The organism is Bacillus sp. SRB3LM (genome assembly GCF_015712745.1).
In the GTDB taxonomy this organism is placed as follows: Bacteria; Bacillota; Bacilli; order Bacillales; family Bacillaceae_G; genus Bacillus_A; species Bacillus_A thuringiensis_K.
The window spans coordinates 42,729-64,798 of sequence record NZ_VWVQ01000078.1 but is presented as its reverse complement, the minus strand read 5'-3'; the positions used below and the strand labels follow the sequence as shown (position 1 = coordinate 64,798).

Below are 22,070 nucleotides of genomic sequence, written 5' to 3'. Positions count from 1 at the left end.
AGTAGTTATTGGGAATGTTTTTTTTATGAAGAAACATATTTTCTTGACACAAATACTTTTTCTTTTTCGTCTTAAGATACTAACCGAAAAACTTATCAAAACCCTTATAAATTAACAATGATTTACTTTATGTTTTTTACTGTTACGGATTAAAAAAGTTACAAAATGATTAGTATGTGGGCAAATTGTGGGCAGCCCCATTATTAGAAAGTCACTTATGTATGATGTATTCCTACAAGGTTAAATTTTAATAATAAAAAGTACAGCGTATATGTACAGTGCGACCCACACTATATATACCATTCACCTGACACAACCAGGTAAACACTGGCCATACTCTCATGAATTATTGTACATCATGTAGGGTTTCTTTAGCAACGTTTACCAAATTATTGGTGACGTTGCTTTTTGTTTATACAAAGGAGCTCTTAGTCTATGAAAAAGACAATCAATGTTATCGCAACGAAAGAAACCTTCCACAACCTTTCTACATTCAAAGAAGTAGAAGAACTAAACAAACCTATACGTGCATACAGAGATAATATCCGTATGTCCATTAAGCGTACCGACGTACAATTTAAACTCATTACATTACTTGAAATTTTAAAACGCCACAGCTGTAAATATGTAAGTGTTAGTTTCCTATGCAAAAATTCAATTGCTGACATAATGGAAGTTTCATATAAAACTGTACAACGTTTAATGAAGAATCTTGACCTGGTCAAGAAAAACTGGAACATGAAATAGATTATGCAATTGATTTTGAATACTGATACGGAGTCATTCCATTTAATGATGAGTGCGGACGAATGGAATGGTAATACATATAAATAAATTCAGCTACTAACTGAGTTACTTGAGCGAGAGAAATCAGTTTTTCTCCATGCAAACATTCACGTTTAAAGATGCTAAAAAATGATTCGATCACAGCGTTATCCCAACAGTTCCCCTTGCGGGACATACTTTGTTGAATCTTTTGTTGCTTACAAAAATCAGTAACTGTATAACTGGCAAACTGGGATCCTTGATCACTATGAAATAAAATCTTTTTGTGACTTCCATAAACATTTTTAACTTGCTGAATTGTGTCCTTTACTAATTGCGCATCTTGGTGAGTATCCAAAGAGTAACCAAGCACCCGCCGGGTGCTAATGTCTAATGCAGCACAAAAATACACTTTCAATCCATTTACTAAACGAAATTCTGTAATATCACATACAACTGTTGGAACGTCTTTCTTACCAGGTTTAAAGGAGCGCTCTAGTACATTTGGGAATGTATAATGGTCTTGCTTTCTTTTTTTATAATACGTGACAACTTTTGACTTTAATCCAGCTCGACATAAAGCTTGTCTTACTTGAGATAAGCTCACCATAACATCTCTATTTATAAGATAACGGTACAGTTTTCGATACCCCATTCTACCTTTTAAACGTTTAAATTGCATGACAATATAAGCCGCTGTCTTTTTACGTTGTTTCTGACCTTCAGTGGCTTTACGATGAAAATAGTCGTAAAAACCACTCGCAGACACTTGTAATCGATAGCAAAGCCAGCGCACTCCAAATATGTGGTGATATTGTTTGATAAACTGAAAACGTGTTAGTTTTGGTTTTTGGCAAAGAAGGTTGCCGCCTTTTTTAAAAATTCATTTTCCTTTTTTAATGCCTGGATTTCTCTTCGTAAAGAACGTAGTTCTGCCATATCAGTTCCCTTACTATCTAAAAGTGGAGAAGAATATTTTTTTATCCATGAATTAAGAGTCCCATGTCCTAGATCAAATTCTCTTTGAATACTGGAAATTGTACGCCCTTCTTTGATTACCAATTCAACACATTGTTTTTTAAACGTTTCATCATACTGTTTTTTCATCTGAAACACCTCTTATATAGAATAATTTATCTCTATACTGTGTTCCAGTTTTACTGTACCACCTCAAGTAGCAATGAAACGTAAAAAAGATATGCTTCAAACTTCTAATGCTATTATCATTCAACCAATTGTGGAAGAAGTGTCCGACAAGGTAGATACAAAAATTCCTACAAAGTTTCCTACCATTAAAACAAAATATAAAAGATATAAACAAACGTAATAGTAATAAGCATAGCAATACTCCACAAGAGAATATTGAACAAGCTGATTTCGTTGCTCACTAGGTACCAGAGCGTTTTGTTTCTTTAGCCTCTGCTTTTTATTCAAAAGCGAAAAACATTCAAGAATTTTGGAAAGTAGTGAAGCATTGTAAACGTGTAGTGAATCATATAACAGGGCAAACCGCTTTTGATAAAGAACAAGAATTACATATTGGTGTAAAGGCTACGAACGAATTTGCGATGAAAATAAAAGCTGAGGTCCGCATAAAAAAGAAAAATTTCCCTATTTCAATGGTATCGTGAATAATTTTATGGATAAGCTGTATTTTGATGATGAAATTTATAATAGGGACTAAAGAAATGATAAGTTACGGAATCATTCCAATACATCATTTCTCAAAACATTAACTGTGGATTCAAAAAAATGTGGAACATCATACTTTCCAATAAATTCAACCCTGCCATCAAAGACGGCAGAGCCGAATTGTCTAAGTTTCCCCACTACCAATTTAAATTTTCATACAAACTATCATTTGGGAGCGGTTAAGCCCGATTTCTCATTACATTTTGATACAATTTCTTGTTCTTGTTCACCCAAGGCTTGATAACAAAGAGCCAATTGCTGATGTAGAATCCATATATGATATGCTTAATCTGCCACCAACCAGACATATTGCTCTAATAACGACTGTGTATACAACGTTTTATACAAAAAATCATCGCTTCATGTGGTCACGTATTCTGCTTTTGGTTGCCATACCTCTATCTAATTTTCATTATACGTAACGTAGCCGCTGGAGTGGCACCCTGCACTACAACTAAATCATAAGTTCCACCCACCTGAGGACCCGAATTTACTAATGAAAGTGCAGCTGCAGGAGTTGTAATTATAGTTCCTCCAGATATTGAGAAAACGTCTGTTGTAGAAAGCGAATGGACTGATATTCTATTACGTCCAAATACATTGTTACCGTCACGCAGGCCTATCTGAGGTATTTGTGTTGTCCCAGCGTTCCCTCTTATATTTGCATTGTACTCAATAAAATAAGTTCCAGCAGTTACAGTTATGAGACCTGTTGCTGGGTTATATGTGATATCTGATCCAATATTTACAGATTGATCATCAAACTTAATAGCGGCATTTCCACCTGCTACTGTCTGATTTGAATTTAGGGCAAAAAATGCAGCGGAATTCATAAAAGTTCCCGTTGGACCCGTATCTCCCGTAGGACCCGTATCTCCGGTTGGGCCTGTGTCTCCAATAGGCCCTGTGTCTCCCGTAGGTCCCATAGCCCCAATTTGTTGCCATGGATTCCATGTGCCATTTGTCTGACTTCGTACATAAATAGATGGATTTGAAATAAATAATTGTAGAATAGAAGGACTTCCCACTCCTGGCGTAATCGCAGATACATATACAGTCCAGATTGAATTGGTATTATGGGCATTAATTGGTGGACCAGCTGCCCCATTGGAACTATAGACACCTGGTGTTGTCAACGTATTCAAATCTGTATTGGAAGGAACTGCTGTATAAGGAAAAGCACCTACTTAACTGGCTGTTAACACAACATTTCCGGTCGGTCCTGCTGTAACACCATTTATACTTAAAACGTCACCGGCTGCACCAGTAGGACCAGTGGGTCCTTGTAATGTTGGAATATTCGCAGCTGCTTTCATTTTAGATTCTAGCATCATTTCTTTTTTGAAAAGGGTCTCCATCATGCTTTGCGTACTTTCATTTACGGCTAAAATATCTTGTAAGGTACCTGCCGGACCTGTTTGGCCTGGTAACGTTCCTAAAGCAAATTGAATTTTTTCTCCTTCTGCGTTAATAATATGGGATAAACCCATTTCTTCCATGGCAATAGAAGCCAATAATAAATTGACTACATCATCTCTTGTTAATGATATATTGGGGGTAATATTCGGCATATTGGGTTGTGACATAAATTCTCCTCCTTTTCTTTAACGTTTTCATTCTTACTTACACCAAAATATATTTTGGTTCTATACACCATATGATAAGAGAAATGGTTCTGGTGCAAAAAAACAAAATGTTTGAAATGTGTTTTTTAAATTTGGCTATACTGGTACTACTACTACTTCAAAAAGGTGTGTGATCAGTATGGGCCCAGAAAATTTATTTAAGTGGAAACATTATCAACCAGATATTATTTTATTAACAGTACGTTGGTACCTGCGGTACAACTTAAGTTTTCGTGATTTGGTAGAAATGATGAAGGAACGAGGGTTATCTTTGTCTCATACAACGATTATGCGTTGGGTTTATCAATACGGACCGGAACTGGATAAACGTATTCGACGTCATCTGAAACAAACAAATGATTCATGGCGAGTGGATGAAACATATATAAAAATAAAAGGGCAATGGATGTATTTATACCGTGCGGTTGATTCTAAGGGAAATACGATTGACTTCTATCTCAGCAAAACTAGAAATCATAAGGCTGCAAAGCGATTCTTTAAGAAAGCTTTGCAGTCTTTTCATGTCTCAAAACCTCGTACCATCACAATTGATAAAAATCCTGCTTATCCAGTTGCCATCACCAAATTAAAAAAAGAGAAAAAAGTGCCGTTAGGCACTCAAATTCGACAGATAAAATATCTAAATAACGTAGTGGAGCAAGACCACCGGTTCATTAAAAAACGTGTACGCTCTATGTTAGGATTTAAATCTTTTGCCACAGCGACATGTATTCTTGCAGGAGTAGAAGCCATGCATATGATAAAAAAAGAACAGGTTGATTTACGGAATCAGTCTGTTCAAAATCAAAAAGAATTTATTCATCAATTATTTGGATTAACAGCGTAAAGAATGATCCCAGTAGGAATCCTCATTCTTTCTTGGGAACATATCCTTTCTTTGCACCAGAACCCAATTCTCTGATCATAAAAAATTCCCCAATCTTGACCATAGCTTCTCCACTCCATCATTGTCGTTTTGAAACCATTGTCCGTTATTTTTGGGGAATTTGGAACCGTTGTTATAAAGGATTTTACCACCGTTACTAACAGATATGTCAATATGAAGTACGTCTGCGATTTCTTTGTATTGAAAACCAGAAAATTTCATTAACAATATGGTTCGATCTCGTTCATTCATATGACTAAGTACGTTTTGTACTTTTGTAATCTCTTCTTTTCTAATCCAATCATCATCTAATGATGAGATAGGTTGAACCTCATGGTGTTGTATCGTTTTATCTATTCTCGCCTGATGCCTTTTTTCGGATCGTAAATATTTATATGCAACATAAGTAGAAGATTTTATGAGCCAACCAGATACATTTTCAATTGTCTTCCAATCATTTCTATATAGCTGTAAAAATACTTCTGGTGCTAATTCTTCAGCAATAGGTTGTTTTTTCACAATCCATAGAATTTGTTTCACAACATAAACGTAATATTGCTTAAATAAATCTTCAAATGTCAGATCCGAGACAGGCTTTTCTTCCTTTTTTATCTTTAACATGTCAGTTAAAACCTCACTCTCATTTGATGCCTGTATTATAAAGAACCCAGAAAGACGAGTTTTGTGACAAAAATGTTTTATTTTTTTATTATGTACGAAAAAAAGCATTCATCTTTCAAGTAGATGAATGCAAAAATTAGAATCATTTTGAGTTTTTCTTCCTATCCTTATCAAAAGATATATGAATTCAAAACAAAAGTAATTTATCCTATTTTCTTTTAAAACCGTAAAAGGAGGTATCCTCTGGAGATAAAAATAGTATTTGAAATTTAATGTGTTTTTTATAAGTGGCCCCAAAAAGAAGGAATCGTTGCCGTTCCCCAAAAAGGGCTAAAAACAACGTGATGATTTTTTATTTTTAAAAATATTCATAATTATAATGCCGTTTTTAACCTATCCAATTATTCTATTGTATTCTTCTTGGATGGTTTGTAGTTGTAGACTTAAACACTTTGCAAGTGATGCCATTTTGGGCTCTTGTTCCAACGTGAGTAACAATTGAGATACTTCTATCAACATTTGATGGACCTCATATGCTTCTTCTGTAGGCACATGCCCACATGCCCAGAAATATAACGAAGGATAAGCATAGACTCAATTATCCTCATTTTCTGATCGATTTCTTGTAATAATTGATTAGAACCACTAGACAATGATTTGTTCAATATACCAATCCTCTCCTATATTTTTTACGGGAAGAAGACAGTTATACAATAGATTCTTTTTGTACAAGTTAAAAGAAAAATGATTTTTTGTATTCTATACCAATTATAATACTTACACAAAGACATTTGTGATTTTTATTTTAAAAAAAGCCAAATGTATATACAGTTCGAATTTTTTCATTGAATTTGTTCTGTTTGGGTTTCTACCTGAACTAGTTTTTTATTTGATTCAAATGAATTGACCCATGTTAACTAGGTTAACCTAAGTTGTATCAAAGTTTTTTAAGTATTCAGGTTAACTTTAAAGGAGATTTGTATGGGGAGGAATGCAATTGAAAATGAACAACAACAGAACCGTTTTGATCATGTTGATACAACCAATCTATATGAAACGAATGGTTTTGTGTACCAACTGTATACGAACTCACTTGAAACAAACTCTTCAGATTGACTAGTAAACGTTTTTAATTTATGCGGAGTAGGAAAAGCATGTGAACGAATTAAAACGAGTACACAACCCTATAAGAACCTTTAAAATAATTGAAGGTGTTTTTCTAATAAAAGAGCATTGTATTTTTAATATAATTCCCGTAAAGTAAGCGCATACCATACAAAATATACAACTAGGAGTGTGATACACAATGAAACCCATTTTCAAAACAAGTATAGCTCTAACACTTTTTTCTCTTTCTCTTATAGGGTGTCAGTCACCACAAACACAGCCGAAACAACCATTTTCACTAACCGAACAACAAGTGATGGCAGATGCTTGGTATCAAACCGCTGGAGAAGTCAAAGCGCTCTATCATCAAGGATATAATATCGGAAAGATGAAATTAGACGCAGCACTTGCCAAAGGTACCGAGAAAAAGGCTGCCATCGTTTTAGATTTAGATGAAACTGTCGTGGATAATAGTCCGTATCAAGCCATGACAGTAAAAGAGAAGAAAGGATTTCCTTATAAATGGGAGGATTGGATTCAACAAGCGAAAGCAGAAGATCTTCCTGGTGCCGTTTCCTTTTTACAATATGCAAATAAAAAAGGTGTGGCGATCTACTACATTTCAAATCGCAAACAAAGTCAATTAGATGCTACCTTACAAAATTTACAGAATCTGAATATCCCGCAAGCTGATAAGGAGCATGTCTTATTGCAGGGAAAAGAAGAAAAAGGGAAGGAAGAACGCAGAAAGAAAGTTGCGACAGAACATGATATTATTCTATTCTTTGGAGATAATTTATCTGATTTTACAGGATTTGATGAGAAATCTGTACAAGATAGAAATCAATCAGTTGAAGCGATACACGAAGCATTTGGAGAAAAATTTATTGTGTTCCCGAATCCGATGTATGGGGATTGGGAATCCGCTTTATATCAATACGATTTCAAAAGGTCAGATACTGAAAAAGATAAGCTCCGTAAAGATGCATTGCATGTATTTGAAGATGCGAAATAATAAACGTATTGAGACAAATGGATATATGTTTGCTATTATATTCTATAAGCTGTGGTAAGCTGTCATTTGGAAGATTGGGCGCATTCGCTCAATCTTTTTTCCTATTTTTTATGATCCCATGATTAAATTGCAACATATGGCGAATACATACTACCTATCAAGGGGATTTCCTTGACGATAAAATGTTGATGCATCAACGATATAGGGCTTTTATCCCAATCTTTATGTTTTAAACAAACGTTTAATTCGACATCTTTCGTACAAATCCCACACGGATTCGCTACAATTCGTCAATATTTGTATGCATTTTTTGAGAAAGGAATTCTCTTATGTATAAATCTAATTTCGTTGCTTTCTTACTATTCGTAATCTCTTTTTCTTGTTACATCATCTATGTAACCAAAAACCCACTCTATTTGAAGTGAACCCGAATAGTGGTACATGAAAAAAACACCTCCTGAATTCGCATACTAAGTATGCAAATTCATTGGAGGTGTTTTTCGTTTGAAGACAAGAGTTCATTACCCAGAAGAAACAAAGTGGAAAGTGATTGAAATGAAGAAAGACGGCTACTCAAATCGTACAATTATGGAGAAACTCGGAATTAAAAATGTTTCCCAAATTAAGACATGGATGAAATGGTATCGTACAGATCAAACGTATCGTTTTCAACAACCTGTAGGAAAACAATATTCTTATGGAAAAGGACCAAAAGAGCTCAGTGAATTAGAACAGATACGTTTAGAAAATAAACATCTAAAAACAAAATTACTTGTATGGGGAAAGTATCTGGAAATCGAAAGGGGCTGAAACCAGAAACTGTAGTTGCTTTATGGGAAAATGTAAAAACAAAAATAACGGTAAAAGAATTGTGTAACGTATTAGAATTACCCCGTTCCACATTTTATCGTTGGTTACAACGAACGGAAGATTTGAAAGATGGTATAGAAGAGAAAGTAAAGGACGTTTGTCTTAGGCATAAATTCCGGTATGGATATCGAAGAGTGACCGCTACTCTTCGAAAAATGGGACTGTGTGTCAATCATAAAAAAGTATTACGAATCATGAGACAAAATCACATTCTTTCAAAAGTACGTCGAAAGAAAAAGAAATATATCAATGGTACGGAGCCAATGGTATCCCCTCATCGATTGGAGCGCCAATTCGATGCATCCAGACCAAATGAAAAGTGGTTTACGGATGTGACGTATCTCTTATTTGGAGAGCGTACCTTGTATTTATCAACGATTATGGATGCCTTTAATCGTGAAATTATTAGTTGTGTCATCAGCGAATCACAAACACTGACATTAGCGATGAAGACATTAAAACAAGCAATGAGAGGGCGAAAAGTAAAAGATGTCCTTCTTCACTCAGATCAAGGAAGTATTTATACAGCAAAAGAATTTCAAGCGTATGCCAAAGAAAACGGCATGATCACCAGCATGTCCCGGAGAGGAAATTGCCATGATAATGCCGTCATGGAAAGCTTCTTTGGTCATTTAAAAAGTGAAGCCTTCTATTCACAAGAGATAACAAAAGTATCCAACACAACTGTGCAAAAGATTGTGCTAGAATACATTCATTACTACAATTGTGTGCGAATTCAAGAAAAATTAAACCACCTATCCCCTAAAGAATTTAGGGAACAAGTGGTTTAGGTGTTTTGATTGGTGTCCCCTTTTCGGGGGTCACTTCAATTTGCATCCAGTCGTTTTATTATCTATTATGTTGATTACAATTGTAAGTGTCATTTTTTTTAGTGATTTCTATGATACAACTTATATGAAATATATACTTCTCATGGGATTGTTTCTGTATCTTATTCTTATATGTAGTACCATGCTAAACGTGATATAAGTGTGGGTACAACAACATAGTAACAAGTATATTTTATTTTAATTCCTTTCTATTAGCTCCCACAAGATAGATAAAAAATAAAAGCGATTCGGAAACTCATTTTTGTAAGCTTCCTTCTTTGTCTATTGTATGTTTTTCTTTTCATTCTCAAAATTTATAATAAGACAAAAAAGAAAAAACGCAATCTTTATGAAAGCGTCTCTTCTTTATATATAAACTTACAAACAACGGAAAGGAATTTACATCCACTTGTATCTTAGCACACATCCTCATCGACGAATATTGAGAAATTTCTACATGGTCATCTCCCTGTCAAGTAGACAGTAATAAAAAGAGTATTATGCCACGGCCTTTTCCCGATATTCTATCGGGGAAAGGCCGTGAAGTTTTTCTTGGAATCTTTCTGTATTATAAAACTGAATATATTCTTGAATTGCTCGGTAGGCCATTTCATATGTTTTTGGGCGCACTAAATACAACTTCTCTGTTTTTAAATGTGAGAAGAATGATTCGATACACGCATTATCAAAACAGTTTCCACGTCTAGAATGACTACCGACAAATCCTAATTTCTCTAACTGTTTTGCGTAGGATTTAGATGTATATTGAAACCCTTGATCTGAATGGAAAAGGGGCTTAGTAGTTAATGACTTCCCTTCTAATTGACGTAATGTAGTTAAAACCAAATCTAAATCATTTCTTGAAGATAGCTTCCAGGCAACAATTTCATTGTTGTATAGATCTAACACAGCTGACAAATAGGCAAATTGTTCTCCGATTCGTACATAAGTAATATCTGTTACGAATTTTTGGTTTTGCTTTTCAGCTTGAAACTCTCGATTCAAATGATTTTTAAATACCACAGATGTTTTTCTTCCATAAAACGGACGTTTTTTTCGAATGATAGATTGAATACCCAGCTCTCTCATAAGACGACGAACACGTTTATGATTCATTACCATTCCTTCTCGAGCCAAAGCACGAGTCATACGTTTATACCCATAGTAAGGGTGCTGACGATGAATAGATAAAATATGTTCTTTATGCCACCTATCCCTTTTCTGACGTAAACGCTGCACGTTATGATATTTCCGCCATTTATAGTAGCCAGCCTTAGAAACTTCCGCGATTTGAAGCAACCATCGGAGTGGATAGGCTTGGCGTAATGAATCGATAAGAGAAAATCGTTCTTTCTTTAGGACCATTCCTTCCCATGTAGATTTGGATTGCGCTTTTTTAAATACTCAACCTGTGCCTTCAAATAAGCATTTTCTTCTTCTAGACTATTAAAATTCTTTCGATTCCAGACACCACGTTGATCATCAAAGGACTCCCCCTGTTGCGCACGTTTTACCCACTCAATAATCTGGGCATCGCTCTTCACACCGAGTTGTTCACGAATTTCTCGCAATGATTTTCTCTCTTCTAATCGAAGACGAACTGCTTCTCGCTTTAGTTCTTCTGTATATTTTTGAAATGATTGTCCTTTTCTTGCCATAAAAAAATCCCCTCCAGATAAAACAGTATTGAGTCCATCATATCAGATGGACTCTTTTTTTACTGTCTACCTATAGGGGATAATACCAAATACCCTCTTTTTTATACGTCATAATTCACTACATAATGCTGCATTTCTGTATTGTAGTAGCCTTCGCTATATTCAATTACTTCGCCAACTTCATCGTAAGAATAACGCATACGTTTTAATAGCGCTGTCCCCTCTTTTTCACCTAACGCTTCTGCAACGAAACTAGACGCAAGTCCAACAGCGAATTCATCTCTGAAGTTTTCTAAATGAATGCCTCGGTCCTCGACTAAATCGTAAAGCGATTGTAAATCAAAATCCGATAAATCTGTACTTGCCATTTTCGCTGAGAAATAGTGCGTATAATGAATATACGGTGCATCATTTAACGCATATAAACGTTCAATACGAAAACTCTCTTTACCGAATAATTGAAATGGCACTGTTCCTTCTTCATTCTGAACGATTTCTGCTTTTAGCAATTTCTTCTGTACTTTATAGCCTTCTTCCACTAACACTTCAGTAAATTTCTTTCCCTTTGACAACTTTGTCGCAGAAGTGTTACGGATGACTTTCGTTCCTTTACCGCTTTTCTTTTCCAAATATCCTTCTTGAGCGAGTTCTTTAATCGCATTTCGCACTGTAATTTTGCTCACTTTGAACTCTTCTTCTAACTGTGGTTCGGAAGGAATATTTGTATGAATCGCATATACACCATGCAATATTCGATCACGAATAATATTTTTTATTTGTAAATATAATGGTCCTTTTTTTCTCGTTACGTTCACCGTTACACCCACTACCTTTCTACATCACCTACTGATGTCGTCATTGCCCGAAGTATATCCTTCTCTGATGACATTGGCGTATCACCGACGATTGTATGTGCAAGCATTCCAGCTGCTGAAGCAAATGAAACAGCTTTCTCTGGTGCAAACTCTTCTATCTCGCCATGAATAATCCCGCTCGTATAAGCATCTCCAGCACCTATTCTATCATATACAGAAAACGTAAGTGTTTTTGCAAAAGTGAACGCACCATCTTTACATATAAATCCGCGAAGCGAGTGTGTATTATCGCTATTAATAGAGCGATGTGTACCAGCGATTGTAGCGATATGATATGTTTCAGCTGCCTTTGGAATAAGATCAACAAGTTGCGCCTCTCGCTCCGTCTTTTCTGTTTTCATTCCAAGAACAAACATCGCATCTTTTTCGTTCATCATAACGATATCAGCAAGAGCCAGCATTTCTTCATAATGTGGTTTCGCCTGCTCATACCCGTCTTCTCCCCAAAGAGATGGACGATAGTTGCAATCAAAGACGACAGTTCCTCCGTTTTCTTTCACTGCTTTCGCCAAAGATTTCATATGATGGCGCACCGTATCATTCATCGCAAGTGTAATGCCGCAAAAATGAACGATATCAATTTCCTTTGCGATTTCTTCAAATTGATACATTTCTTCACATGCCGTATTGAAGCTACTTTCTAATCGATTTGAATATGTAACGCGGCTTGCACGTGTACCAAATCCATTTTCTAAAAAGTACATACCGACATATTTGCCGCCTCTTGAAACAAGCGAGGTTTGCACACCTAACTTTTGAATGTAAGATAATGCCGCATCCCCAACCGAATTTTCCGGTAAAGTTGAAATAAGAAGCCCTTCATGCCCTAGATGAGAAAGTGCTGCTGCCACGTTCACACCTGTACCAGAAAATGAGTAATTTAATGTGTTTGCTTGCGACAACAATTCATATCCTGGTACTTGCAGGCGCATCATTACTTCGCCGAACGCTGCAATTTTCTTACGCATATTGATCAACTAACTTCTTCACGACTGCTAATAATTCACGAACATCTTCTGTTTTCGTATTGCCAGTTTCTTTATCAATAATAGAAGAGTACACGTGCGGGATAACTTGCTCTACGTTTGCTTCAAGCGCAATACGTACAATTGTTTCAAAGTTTTCCTTATCAATTCCGCCTGTTGGCTCTAATGCAAATCCTTCTTCCGCACAAGCTTTCGCAACTGCGCGATATTCTTCTTCATGAGCTAAACCTTTCATTGGGAAGTATTTCAATGAATTTCCGCCCATATCACGTACAAGTGCGATCGCTGTTTTAATTGGAACGATTGCTTTTTCTTCCCCTGCTGCACTAATTGGACCAGTAGAAATATTTACGTACCCTACTTTTCCTGTTGGTGATACTAAACTATTAATCCAGCTATCTTTTCCGCCAAGATTTGCACGTGTCGCTCCAACTGAAGGGAACACTTGGTTAATATGACTACCAGGATAATGCTTCGCAATTTCAGCTACAACTGCTGCTTGGCGATTATCTCCAGCTCCGAGTCCAATTGATACAGCGTCATCAATTTCTTTTCCGTATGCTTTCATCGCTGTAACAGCTTCTTCTACTGTTGGATAATCTTTTGATAATACGCCTACTACTACATAACCTTCTGCTGCTTCAAAAATATCTTTCGCATTTTCTATATTGTTTGCTAATACATTTAATGCTACGCGGCCTTTATAAAAACGTTTTTGAATGTTTGTCATTTTAATTTCCCCCTACAATTTCTCTCAATTTTTCTTCAATCACATGTATGTCATCACCTTGAAGTGGACGTGGATCGATATCAAAGAATCCTTGTCTTACTCCGTAATCACGTGTGTAGATTGCAATTTCTCCTTCGCGTAATGCTGTCACAACGTCTTTTGCCGATTTATTTAACTCTTTTTCGTTAATATGAATACGTGCTCTAAAGATTGCTCTTCCCGCTTCATCTTGAACGATTGTTACATTTACACCGTTTAATTCTTTTAGCGGCATAAGTACTTGTAATAACTCTTTTTCTTGCTCACTCTTATCTTCTTTTACTCCGTACTCATCAAGTGCTTGAAGTAAACCAAAAGTTGTTTCTTTCCCAACTTTCATGCTTCTTCCAATGCAATGTAATTGCACTTTCAGCCACTCAATATATTTTCGTTTCCCGCCAACAATACCAGAAGTAGGCCCTTCAATTGCCTTTGAACCACTATAAATGGCAAGGTCTGCATACTTCACATATTTTTGAATATCTTCTTCAGCTGCCGCATCCACGATAAGTGGTACGTTATTTCTTTGCGCGACTTCCCATGCTTCTTCAACAGAAATCATATTTTTTTGCACGGCATGATGCGATTTCACATATAGAATCGCTGCTGTATTTTCACCAATTGCATCTTCAATATGCTCTGCTTTCCCTTCATTTGCGTAGCCAACTTCTACAAGTTTTCCTCCGCCTAAATAAATCATCGTTTCAACTGGAGCACCGTATTGAACGTTATGACCTTTTAACATGATCACTTCGTTTTTCGCGATTACCTCTTGATGAAGTCTTTCACTTTTACGGCGATTTCCTTCAGTAACGATACCAGCGATAGAAAGCGCAATTCCGCTCGATGCTGAATTCACAACGACCGCTGCCTCTGAATCTAGAATTCTTGCAATATGGTCTCCTGCTTTATCTACTAAATCAGCAATTTCCACATAATTTTGTCCCCCATGTTTCATCGCATCCATAACTGTATCTGTCGGAGCAGATACACCTAAAATACTCATTCTACCACTCGCATTAATCACTCTTTTTAATCCGTACTTAGCATTCAATGAATGACCCATTAATTACAACCCCTTTCGTATCAATTCTTCTTTCAGCAATGCGCTGATCCCCTTCTGAATCTATTAACGTAACCTTCTCATCTTTCACCGTAAATAAAGTTAAGTTTGCAATATCTCCTTCTTGAATGCGGCCAAACTCTGGTTTTTTCAGCCACTCTGCTGCATTTTTCGTAACCGCGTCAATTACTTCTTCTAGCGGATAACCTAAGTAAAGGAATTTCGAAAGAACGTGAGCCATACTATACACGGGACCGTGCACGCGATTCTTCCGGTAAATATCTGTACTAATTGTATTAAAAGCAATATCGTGACGCTTTGCGGCCTCTGCTACTTTAAATGAAAAACTAGCATTACCATGTCCAACATCTAAATGCACACCGCGATTCACTGCATCTAGTAATACAGGTAACGGTTTACCTTCTTCATCAAATAAATTATTTTCTTTCCCGTTTAAGTAATGTGTAATGACATCATCTTTTTCTAAAAGAGGTACAACTTCCTCAATGTGAGGAGGCGCTGAACCGATATGTACCATAATCGGTAATGATGTTTCGCGAGATAAAGAGCGCGCTATATGAAGCGGTTCAATTCCACTATCACAAACGACACTTTTACTCATTCTCGCTTTTAACCCAACGATTACATCTTTATAATTTTCTACTGCTTCTATTACTTTCTCTTTATCGATCCATTCCATATTGGATAATTCATCAATTCGTTTCAAACCGATGCGAGAAATATTTAAAAAGGCAAATAAATTCGTTTTTGCCTGCTCTCTACTTTTTACTAAATCTGCAATGCGATCAGCACCGCAACTACCCGCATCAACAATTGTCGTTACCCCTTGCTTAACGCCAATTTCATCAACCTCATCGCCATACGGATCAAACTCTGGAAAAGCGTGAACATGCAAATCAATCCAACCACTCGATACGTAAGTACCAGAGTAATCAAGAACCTTTCCACCCTCACCAACACCAGCTTTCGTCACCTGTGCGATTTTATTATTTTCAATTACAATGTCAATCTCTTCCCCGTTCACACGTTTCACATTACGTAGTACGAATCGTTCTGTCATTGTACTTCCACCCTTTTCTATAAGAAGCCATAAGAATGCGCTTACATTAAAGTTTCATTTTATGTCTCTTTCACACGTTTAGCGTAACATAAAAAAAGGAAGAAGTAAATATAACGTTATAATGTTTAAAAGTAAATCAAAAGATGCTCCTTCAAAATGCTAATAGTATAGGAATTTATATCAACGATTCGACAAGGAATATCGATTTACAGACAAGAAACGTCAATTCCTTTCTTATATAAGAAAAGGCTGTCCCAAATGGCACAGCCTTTTTCTCTATTCCTGAACCGTCACAATAACCCCATCCATATTGTTCCCGGAAATTGCATACTGCTTATTTGCTGGAACATTCACTTTCATATTCCCAGAAACTTTATAATAAGAAACAGTATATTTCTTACCTTCTACTTCAGTTGAAATCTCTTTTTCCTCTTTTAAGAACTCTAAATATTCCTCTAGTGTGAAATTCTTTTTTTGCATAATTGCGCTATGAGGTAGGCCGACATAACGGATATGCCATGGCTCATATTGAATTCCAGTAATGTTACTTTTATTTTTCGGATAACGTAATATAAAGCCATGCTTCCATACGTTCTCTTCAATCCATTTTCCTTCAGGCGCTTTCTCCATTTTCTTTTGAGTAGACCCAATGTCCAGTGATAATCCTAAATTATGTTCACTGTATCCTGCTGGAAGTGCATAATCAGATCCCATTTTTTCATATAACTGTTTTTGCTCTTGGAAATCTCTATAGCCACTACTAATCAAAAAATGGTTAACACTTTCTTTTCCAGCCGCATCGACAACGTTCAAAAACTTTTTCACAACATCCTTTGATAAACGAAGATTTCTATCAAATATTACATAGCCTCTCACTAATTCACTATTATGATTTACATTTATAATATCAGACCTAATACTATCTTTTTTTACTGGATAATCCCTGTTAACTAATAATAAATCGCCCTTATAAATTTGTTCCTTCGTAATCTCTTTCCTCTCGTTGTTTGCCGCCTTTACTAGCTCATCTTTTCCGACAATTTTAACATCGATTTCCTTTTGAAATAACGGTGATATATAAACGCCTACACATACTGTGCATGCTATAAAAAAAGAAATAAATACCCACTTTTTCATTTCTATTTCCTCCTTAACGTAACTTACGTATAGAATAGAAAAAACTATTAAAATAAAAAGTGGGGTAAAGTTTAAATTTTTATTAAATTGTTACATTCTCGTCTTTTGGCAATCGTACTTCAAATATCGTTCTAACTACATTGCTTTCAGCAGAAATCGTACCGTTATGCTGCTCGACAATATTTTTAGCAATGAATAATCCAAGTCCCGTCCCGCCACGGTTCTCTGACCTTGCTTTATCACCTGTATAAAACATATCAAAAAGATACGGTAAATCTTCTTCCGGAATGCTATCTCCGTAATTTATAATTTGTACGACAACTTCTCCATTATCAACATACCCATTCATATCAACAAATTGCCCATCATATCCGTAACGTACGGCATTTGTTAACAAGTTTTCAAATACTCTAGCTAGCAATTTTCCATCACCGTGCATCGGTAAATGAGGATCCACATTCAATCTTGCTTCTAAATGATGTTTTTCTAATAACGGATACAATTCCTCCTCTAGCTGTATAAGCAACTCACTTATATCAATCGGCTTTTTATCCAGCTTTAGCATGCCATAATTCATACGTGTAATTTCGAATAGCTCATCAATTAAACTTTCCAGTCTTTGCGATTTTGTATATGCAATTGTGGAGAAATGTTTAATTTGTTCTTTTGTTAAATTTTCATCTTTAAGAATTAAATCTAAATATCCTAACACGGATGTTAACGGTGTTCTTAAATCATGAGCTAAATTCACAACGAGCTGATCTTTACTACTTTCAGCAAAATCTCCTCTTTCCACCGCTTCTTTTAACTTTTCACTCGCAACATTTATTTCATGTGCGATATCTCCAAACTCATCGTTTGATGAAATACGCACTTCATTTGAAAAATCTCCGTTCGCCAAATGATGAATCCCGCTTGAAATCTCATCAAAGTATTTTAAGTATGGTTTAGTAAGGAAGAAGAAAAACATAATGGATAGCGGGATGAAAAGAATTAAAAAGAAATTAACATCCCCAATTTGTTTTATCATGAACCGCACTTGCGCTAACGGATCCTCATAACGAACGACTAATTTGTAATAAATCCGTAACCCTTGATAAATGATATACGTTACGCCACCAGCAAATATCATACTTAACGCAAATAGCATAACCATCTTCGAACGAAAACTTCTCATCTTTTTAGCCATTGAAAGTATAACCTACTCCCCACACTGTTTTTATTAACTTGTCCTTTCTTTTATCTTCTCCAAGTTTTTTCCTCAATGTACGAATATGTACCATAACTGTATTTCCGCCTTCATAATAATCATCCGCCCATACTTGCTGAAAAATATTTTCCACATTGTACACTTTCTTCGGATGGCTCGCTAATAAATATAAAATATCAAACTCTTTCGGTGTTAATTCAACTTGTTCTCCGTACACATTTACCGTTCTTCGCTCCGGATCAATAACGACTCCGCCTACCTCTAAAGCTGATTTATTCTCCGCTACTTTCGGCTGATTTAACGTAAGAAATCGGCGTAATTGTGCATTTACACGTGCAACTAATTCAATCGGTGTAAAAGGCTTCGTCATATAATCATCTGCGCCTAATACTAAACCTGTCACCTTATCAAAATCAGACGTTTTCGCACTTAAGAAAATGATTGGCATATGATGCTTCGCACGAATTTGGCGCGTCACTTCATACCCATCCATTTTCGGCATCATAATATCTAAAACCACTAAGTCGATTGGCTGCGTTTCAATAACATGAATTGCCTCTTCTCCATCAGCTACTTTCACGACGTGGTACCCTTCTTTTTCTAAATGTATCTCAATTAAATCAGCAATTTCTGCCTCATCATCCGCTATTAAAATTGAAATGCGCTTCATTTTACTCCCCCTTTACCCCGCTATTTGCGGGCAGTAAGACTCCCACCTCAAAATTCGGGTGAATCAAAGAAGTTAGGTGGAAGATCAACTGCCCATAAAAGCCCGATTGGTTCAACTAATAATCAGTGGGGATGCCCCCACTGATTAAAGTTTCACTTTATACGCTCGATTGTAAACTAGTCTATCCAATTTGTACAATAAGAAAAGGCTACTCACGGGAGTAACCTTAGTAAATAAAATTATATCGACCGTAACTCAAATTATATTAGCGATTATTGAAATATATCGACTTACCGACAATTAACGACGAAATTCGCCCGCTATTTTAAAGACTCAATTTACCGCTCCAAAGCAAGCCGCTGCTTCGTAATCTCCGCCAGCCTTCCGCGATCTACTTCATACTCAGCTTCAACACTTTGCGGCACCATCACTTTCCCGCTCTCAAGCATCACTTCCGGCGAAATAATATCCCTCTCCCAGTGCCTACTAGAAGCAGATATATCACCTGGAATCGTAAAGTTCGGCAGTGAAGCAAGGGCAACATTTTGCGCTCGTGAAATCCCCATCTCTACCATACCGCCGCACCAAACTGATATGTTATGCTCCATGCAATAATTATGGATTTGAACCGATTCTGTTAATCCGCCCACTCGCCCTGGTTTAATGTTCACAATTTGGCAGCTACCAAGGGTAATCGCAACGCGTGCATCTTCTAAACTATGAATACTTTCATCTAAACAAATGGGCGTTTCAATTTCCTTTTGCAACTGTGCATGATCGAGAAAATCGTAGTCCGCTAGTGGTTGTTCAATCATCATTAATTGAAATTCATCTAATCGTTTCAATTTCTCTGTACCCGCTAATGTATAGGCTGAATTTGCATCTGCCATTAGCGGGATATGCGGAAACTCTTTACGAATCTCTTTCAATAACTCGTAGTCATGCTCTGGTTTTATTTTCACTTTAAAACGCTCGTATCCTTCTTCTGCATACTTCTCGATTTGTTTTAACATAACCGGTATTGTATTGATACCAATCACAACACCAACTTCAATTTCAGTCCTAGTTCCGCCAAGCAACGTCGCTAATGACTTCTTTTGTCGCTTCGCATATAAATCCCAAACAGCCCCCTCTATTCCGGCCTTTGCCATTCGGTTTCTCTTTATATGTTGGAACAAACCAGGTACTTCATTCGGATGAGAAATCTCCGCCTTTAATAAATCCGGTAATAAAAAATCTTGAAGTACATGTAGCGCTGTCTTCACTGTTTCTTCCGTGTACCACGGTTCAGAAAACGCAACGACTTCGCCAAATCCAATGTATCCGTCCGTATCTTCTAATTCAATGACGATACTTTCACGCTTTTCATACGTCCCGTAGCTTGCAGCAAACGGGATTACGAGTGGCATTTCCGTTATATGTAGCGTCGCTTTTTTTATTTCCACCTACATCTCCTCCACTAATTGTCTTAACTCTCGTCTTAACAATTTTTTCGAAGCGTTTCGTGGTAATTCCTCTAAGAAACATGCTTTTTTCGGCACTTTATATTTCGCTAATTTCTCCTCGCAAAAATGAAGAATTTCTTCTTCTGTTACTTCTCCATTTTTTACAACAAAAGCAGCCGGTACTTGTCCCCATTTATCGTCAGTCATCCCGACCACACCTGCTTCCGCAACCATCGGATGAGAAAGCAACACTTCTTCAATTTGAGCCGGATATATATTCTCTCCGCCAGAAATAATTAAATCACTGCGTCGATCTAATACGTATAAAAATCCTTCTTCGTCTAAATAACCGAGGTCACCAGTATGAAGCCATCCGTTTTGAATTGTTTCGCGCGTCGCATCTTCGCGGTTAAAATAACCGCCTGTTACGTTTGGTCCTTTTACTACGATCTCACCTTCCGCAAATGGCGACACTACTACGCCATCTTTTTCAATACGGAGTTGGCACTGAAATAGTGGTTTTCCGGCTGATCCTACTTTCGTTAACATGTAATCAGCTGATAACGTACAAATTTGTGAAGACGTTTCTGTCATACCGTACGTTTGATATACAGGAATTCCTTTATCTACACACGTTTCTAATAGTGGTTTCGGCGCTGGTCCTCCACCAAGTAACATGCATCTTAAAGAAGATGGGTATGTCCCTTCTCCAAGTCTCTCTAATAAATCAGTCAACATTTTAGAAACGACAGAAATAATCGTAACGCCTCTCGTTTGAAGTGCTTTATGAATAAAATCAGCATCATATTTCGGAACGAGTAAAATGCGCATGCCATACATAATATTTTTCATTAAAAGAGATAGCCCGCCAACGTGGAACATCGGCATACAAGCTAACCAGCAATCGTCATCACGAAGGCCTAAGTTAAGCGCAGAGCCAACCGCGCTTGACCAGTGATTCCCGTACGTTAAAATAACGCCTTTCGGTTTCCCTGTCGTCCCAGACGTATAAATAATTGTCATCGCTTCTTCTAAAGAAAACTCTTCTTGTATAGAGGCTTCCTCTTTTGGTCCATTCATCACTTCGGCGAATGAATATACAGGAATATCTTTAGCCTCAAAATCTTGATCCGTCACTAAACAAATAACTTCAGCATCATCCATTTGCCAAAGTAGCTCTTCTCTTGAAAGACGCGTATTTAAAAGCACAGCTACTGCACCTACGTAAGATAGGGCGTGAATAACTGTAATCATCTCCATACCATTTTTCATCAGAACAGCCACCTTTTGCCCACGCTTCACTCCAACATGCGTGAGGTGTTCACAAACAGATACTACTTTTTCATGCAGCTGCATAAAAGTAACTTTCTCTTCCTCTATTTCAATTGCAGTGCGATCTGGTGTTAAAAATGCACGTTGCATTAACCAATTTGGCATCGTCTCCATCATTCATTCTCCTTTCATGAAAGAAAGAGACTTGATATGACATCAAGTCTCTTAGTTGTTTTGTTTCCGGTTAATCTCATCTAGTTACAGCGGCTAGAACAGTCGGTCGTTTCACGCCTTCCTACGAGGCAAAAAGCGCCTCCTCGTCAGGAGTTCCAACGCCCTCTTGTTCTAAGCAAGCTGCTTCCGCTTTTGGTTTCATCTAGCTACAGCAGCTAGAATGTTCGGTGGCTTCACTTCTTCCTAGGAGGCAAAAAGCGCCTCTACGTCAGAAGCTCCATCCCCCTCACATTCTGAACGAGCTACTTTCGCTTTTGGT

21 protein-coding genes and 2 pseudogenes are annotated in these 22,070 nt (G+C 36.9%); 6 read left to right on the top strand and 17 right to left on the bottom strand.

Translation table 11 applies throughout. The annotated features are described in order from the left end of the window. Positions 1-435: 435 nt before the first annotated feature. Positions 436-714 (top strand): annotated as a pseudogene (locus tag F3I02_RS23990) (hypothetical protein); the annotation flags it as partial. Between the two features lie 34 nt (positions 715-748). Here F3I02_RS23990 and F3I02_RS23985 read toward each other — a convergent pair. Both F3I02_RS23985 and F3I02_RS23980 read right to left on the bottom strand, forming a co-directional pair. After that, complete coding sequence (locus F3I02_RS23985; RefSeq protein WP_196477923.1) at positions 749-1,648, bottom strand: IS3 family transposase; 900 nt, start codon at positions 1,646-1,648, stop codon at positions 749-751. Further along, positions 1,603-1,872: a transposase gene (locus F3I02_RS23980; protein ID WP_230876755.1), complete on the bottom strand. Its 270-nt coding sequence runs from the start codon at positions 1,870-1,872 to the stop codon at positions 1,603-1,605. The genes F3I02_RS23985 and F3I02_RS23980 overlap by 46 nt, the downstream gene beginning before the upstream one ends. A 64-nt stretch (positions 1,873-1,936) precedes the next feature. Between F3I02_RS23980 and F3I02_RS23975 the strand changes: the two are divergent. Further along, a pseudogene (locus tag F3I02_RS23975) lies at positions 1,937-2,449 on the top strand (helix-turn-helix domain-containing protein); the annotation flags it as partial. 406 nt (positions 2,450-2,855) lie between these two features. Here F3I02_RS23975 and F3I02_RS23970 read toward each other — a convergent pair. Beyond that, entirely contained in the window at positions 2,856-3,593 is a 738-nt protein-coding gene (locus F3I02_RS23970) for a hypothetical protein (RefSeq protein ID WP_196477837.1), read from the bottom strand. A 51-nt stretch (positions 3,594-3,644) separates the two neighbouring features. Continuing rightward, positions 3,645-4,043, bottom strand: coding sequence for an alpha-helical endospore appendage domain-containing protein (locus F3I02_RS23965; RefSeq protein WP_196477838.1), 399 nt, complete (start codon positions 4,041-4,043; stop codon positions 3,645-3,647). A gap of 178 nt (positions 4,044-4,221) precedes the next feature. Between F3I02_RS23965 and F3I02_RS23960 the strand changes: the two genes are divergently transcribed. Continuing rightward, complete coding sequence (locus F3I02_RS23960) at positions 4,222-4,929, top strand: IS6 family transposase (protein ID WP_196477570.1); 708 nt, start codon at positions 4,222-4,224, stop codon at positions 4,927-4,929. Between the two features lie 75 nt (positions 4,930-5,004). On the opposite strand, the gene F3I02_RS23955 is transcribed toward F3I02_RS23960, so the two are convergent. Then, the gene (locus F3I02_RS23955; protein ID WP_230876756.1) at positions 5,005-5,589 is read right to left on the bottom strand and encodes an RNA polymerase sigma factor SigX; all 585 of its coding nucleotides are present in this window, start codon (positions 5,587-5,589) and stop codon (positions 5,005-5,007) included. A gap of 393 nt (positions 5,590-5,982) precedes the next feature. Continuing rightward, complete coding sequence (locus tag F3I02_RS34490; RefSeq protein WP_269061756.1) at positions 5,983-6,108, bottom strand: hypothetical protein; 126 nt, start codon at positions 6,106-6,108, stop codon at positions 5,983-5,985. Between the two features lie 462 nt (positions 6,109-6,570). On the opposite strand from F3I02_RS34490, the gene F3I02_RS34485 reads away from it, so the two are divergent. From F3I02_RS34485 to F3I02_RS23940, 3 genes are all read left to right on the top strand, one after another. Continuing rightward, positions 6,571-6,705 (top strand): hypothetical protein, encoded by a 135-nt coding sequence (locus tag F3I02_RS34485; RefSeq protein ID WP_269061755.1) that lies wholly within the window; start codon positions 6,571-6,573, stop codon positions 6,703-6,705. A gap of 190 nt (positions 6,706-6,895) precedes the next feature. Further along, the gene (locus F3I02_RS23945) at positions 6,896-7,711 is read left to right on the top strand and encodes a 5'-nucleotidase, lipoprotein e(P4) family (RefSeq protein WP_196477520.1); all 816 of its coding nucleotides are present in this window, start codon (positions 6,896-6,898) and stop codon (positions 7,709-7,711) included. A 504-nt stretch (positions 7,712-8,215) separates the two neighbouring features. Continuing rightward, positions 8,216-9,372, top strand: a protein-coding gene (locus tag F3I02_RS23940; protein WP_196477871.1) for an IS3 family transposase whose coding sequence is annotated in 2 segments (ribosomal slippage) — positions 8,216-8,468 and positions 8,468-9,372 — 1,158 coding nt in all. Because the reading frame shifts where the segments join, the coding sequence is not laid out codon by codon here. Positions 9,373-9,909: 537 nt separating this feature from the next. Here the strand turns inward: F3I02_RS23940 and F3I02_RS23935 are convergent. From F3I02_RS23935 to F3I02_RS23885, 11 genes are all read right to left on the bottom strand, one after another. Then, a protein-coding gene (locus F3I02_RS23935; protein WP_196477519.1) for an IS3-like element ISBth8 family transposase occupies positions 9,910-11,069 on the bottom strand; the annotation gives its coding sequence in 2 pieces (ribosomal slippage) (positions 9,910-10,811 and positions 10,811-11,069; 1,161 coding nt in all). Between the two features lie 101 nt (positions 11,070-11,170). Further along, on the bottom strand, positions 11,171-11,896 hold the full coding sequence (locus F3I02_RS23930; RefSeq protein ID WP_196478493.1) for a GntR family transcriptional regulator: 726 nt from the start codon (positions 11,894-11,896) through the stop codon (positions 11,171-11,173). Further along, on the bottom strand, positions 11,896-12,912 hold the full coding sequence (locus F3I02_RS23925) for a sugar kinase (RefSeq protein WP_001227506.1): 1,017 nt from the start codon (positions 12,910-12,912) through the stop codon (positions 11,896-11,898). The genes F3I02_RS23930 and F3I02_RS23925 overlap by 1 nt, the downstream gene beginning before the upstream one ends. Beyond that, entirely contained in the window at positions 12,905-13,660 is a 756-nt protein-coding gene (gene dagF, locus F3I02_RS23920) for a 2-dehydro-3-deoxy-phosphogluconate aldolase (protein ID WP_000181913.1), read from the bottom strand. Before dagF ends, F3I02_RS23925 begins: the two co-directional genes overlap by 8 nt. Before the next feature lies 1 nt (position 13,661). Then, positions 13,662-14,765 (bottom strand): DgaE family pyridoxal phosphate-dependent ammonia lyase, encoded by a 1,104-nt coding sequence (locus F3I02_RS23915; RefSeq protein WP_000510103.1) that lies wholly within the window; start codon positions 14,763-14,765, stop codon positions 13,662-13,664. Then, positions 14,743-15,843 carry an amidohydrolase/deacetylase family metallohydrolase gene (locus tag F3I02_RS23910; RefSeq protein ID WP_000139978.1) on the bottom strand — a complete coding sequence of 367 codons (1,101 nt, stop codon included), beginning with the start codon at positions 15,841-15,843 and terminating at the stop codon, positions 14,743-14,745. Before F3I02_RS23910 ends, F3I02_RS23915 begins: the two co-directional genes overlap by 23 nt. Positions 15,844-16,119: 276 nt before the next feature. Beyond that, the gene (locus F3I02_RS23905) at positions 16,120-16,980 is read right to left on the bottom strand and encodes a D-Ala-D-Ala carboxypeptidase VanY (protein ID WP_000759398.1); all 861 of its coding nucleotides are present in this window, start codon (positions 16,978-16,980) and stop codon (positions 16,120-16,122) included. A gap of 82 nt (positions 16,981-17,062) precedes the next feature. Beyond that, positions 17,063-18,169 carry a HAMP domain-containing sensor histidine kinase gene (locus F3I02_RS23900; protein WP_196478492.1) on the bottom strand — a complete coding sequence of 369 codons (1,107 nt, stop codon included), beginning with the start codon at positions 18,167-18,169 and terminating at the stop codon, positions 17,063-17,065. Further along, positions 18,162-18,860, bottom strand: a complete 699-nt coding sequence (locus F3I02_RS23895) for a response regulator transcription factor (RefSeq protein ID WP_196478491.1) — start codon at positions 18,858-18,860, stop codon at positions 18,162-18,164. Before F3I02_RS23895 ends, F3I02_RS23900 begins: the two co-directional genes overlap by 8 nt. Before the next feature lie 338 nt (positions 18,861-19,198). Next, a complete protein-coding gene (gene menC / locus F3I02_RS23890) occupies positions 19,199-20,305 on the bottom strand; it encodes an o-succinylbenzoate synthase (RefSeq protein ID WP_074594208.1) in 1,107 nt (368 codons plus the stop codon). Further along, a complete protein-coding gene (locus F3I02_RS23885; protein ID WP_000449586.1) occupies positions 20,306-21,751 on the bottom strand; it encodes an o-succinylbenzoate--CoA ligase in 1,446 nt (481 codons plus the stop codon). Between the last annotated feature and the right edge of the window lie 319 nt (positions 21,752-22,070).

Excerpts from the sequence above, each read along its gene's own strand:
- F3I02_RS23960 (WP_196477570.1), top strand. The coding sequence starts at position 4,222 with ATGGGCCCAGAAAATTTATTTAAGTGGAAACATTATCAACCAGATATT.
- F3I02_RS23905 (WP_000759398.1), bottom strand. The coding sequence starts at position 16,980 with ATGAAAAAGTGGGTATTTATTTCTTTTTTTATAGCATGCACAGTATGT.
- F3I02_RS34485 (WP_269061755.1), top strand. The coding sequence starts at position 6,571 with ATGGGGAGGAATGCAATTGAAAATGAACAACAACAGAACCGTTTTGAT.
- F3I02_RS23965 (WP_196477838.1), bottom strand. The coding sequence starts at position 4,043 with ATGTCACAACCCAATATGCCGAATATTACCCCCAATATATCATTAACA.
- F3I02_RS23915 (WP_000510103.1), bottom strand. The coding sequence starts at position 14,765 with ATGGGTCATTCATTGAATGCTAAGTACGGATTAAAAAGAGTGATTAAT.
- F3I02_RS34490 (WP_269061756.1), bottom strand. The coding sequence starts at position 6,108 with ATGTTGATAGAAGTATCTCAATTGTTACTCACGTTGGAACAAGAGCCC.
- F3I02_RS23955 (WP_230876756.1), bottom strand. The coding sequence starts at position 5,589 with ATGTTAAAGATAAAAAAGGAAGAAAAGCCTGTCTCGGATCTGACATTT.
- F3I02_RS23900 (WP_196478492.1), bottom strand. The coding sequence starts at position 18,169 with ATGGCTAAAAAGATGAGAAGTTTTCGTTCGAAGATGGTTATGCTATTT.
- F3I02_RS23945 (WP_196477520.1), top strand. The coding sequence starts at position 6,896 with ATGAAACCCATTTTCAAAACAAGTATAGCTCTAACACTTTTTTCTCTT.
- F3I02_RS23895 (WP_196478491.1), bottom strand. The coding sequence starts at position 18,860 with ATGAAGCGCATTTCAATTTTAATAGCGGATGATGAGGCAGAAATTGCT.
- F3I02_RS23885 (WP_000449586.1), bottom strand. The coding sequence starts at position 21,751 with ATGGAGACGATGCCAAATTGGTTAATGCAACGTGCATTTTTAACACCA.
- F3I02_RS23910 (WP_000139978.1), bottom strand. The coding sequence starts at position 15,843 with ATGACAGAACGATTCGTACTACGTAATGTGAAACGTGTGAACGGGGAA.
- F3I02_RS23925 (WP_001227506.1), bottom strand. The coding sequence starts at position 12,912 with ATGCGTAAGAAAATTGCAGCGTTCGGCGAAGTAATGATGCGCCTGCAA.
- dagF (WP_000181913.1), bottom strand. The coding sequence starts at position 13,660 with ATGACAAACATTCAAAAACGTTTTTATAAAGGCCGCGTAGCATTAAAT.
- F3I02_RS23980 (WP_230876755.1), bottom strand. The coding sequence starts at position 1,872 with ATGAAAAAACAGTATGATGAAACGTTTAAAAAACAATGTGTTGAATTG.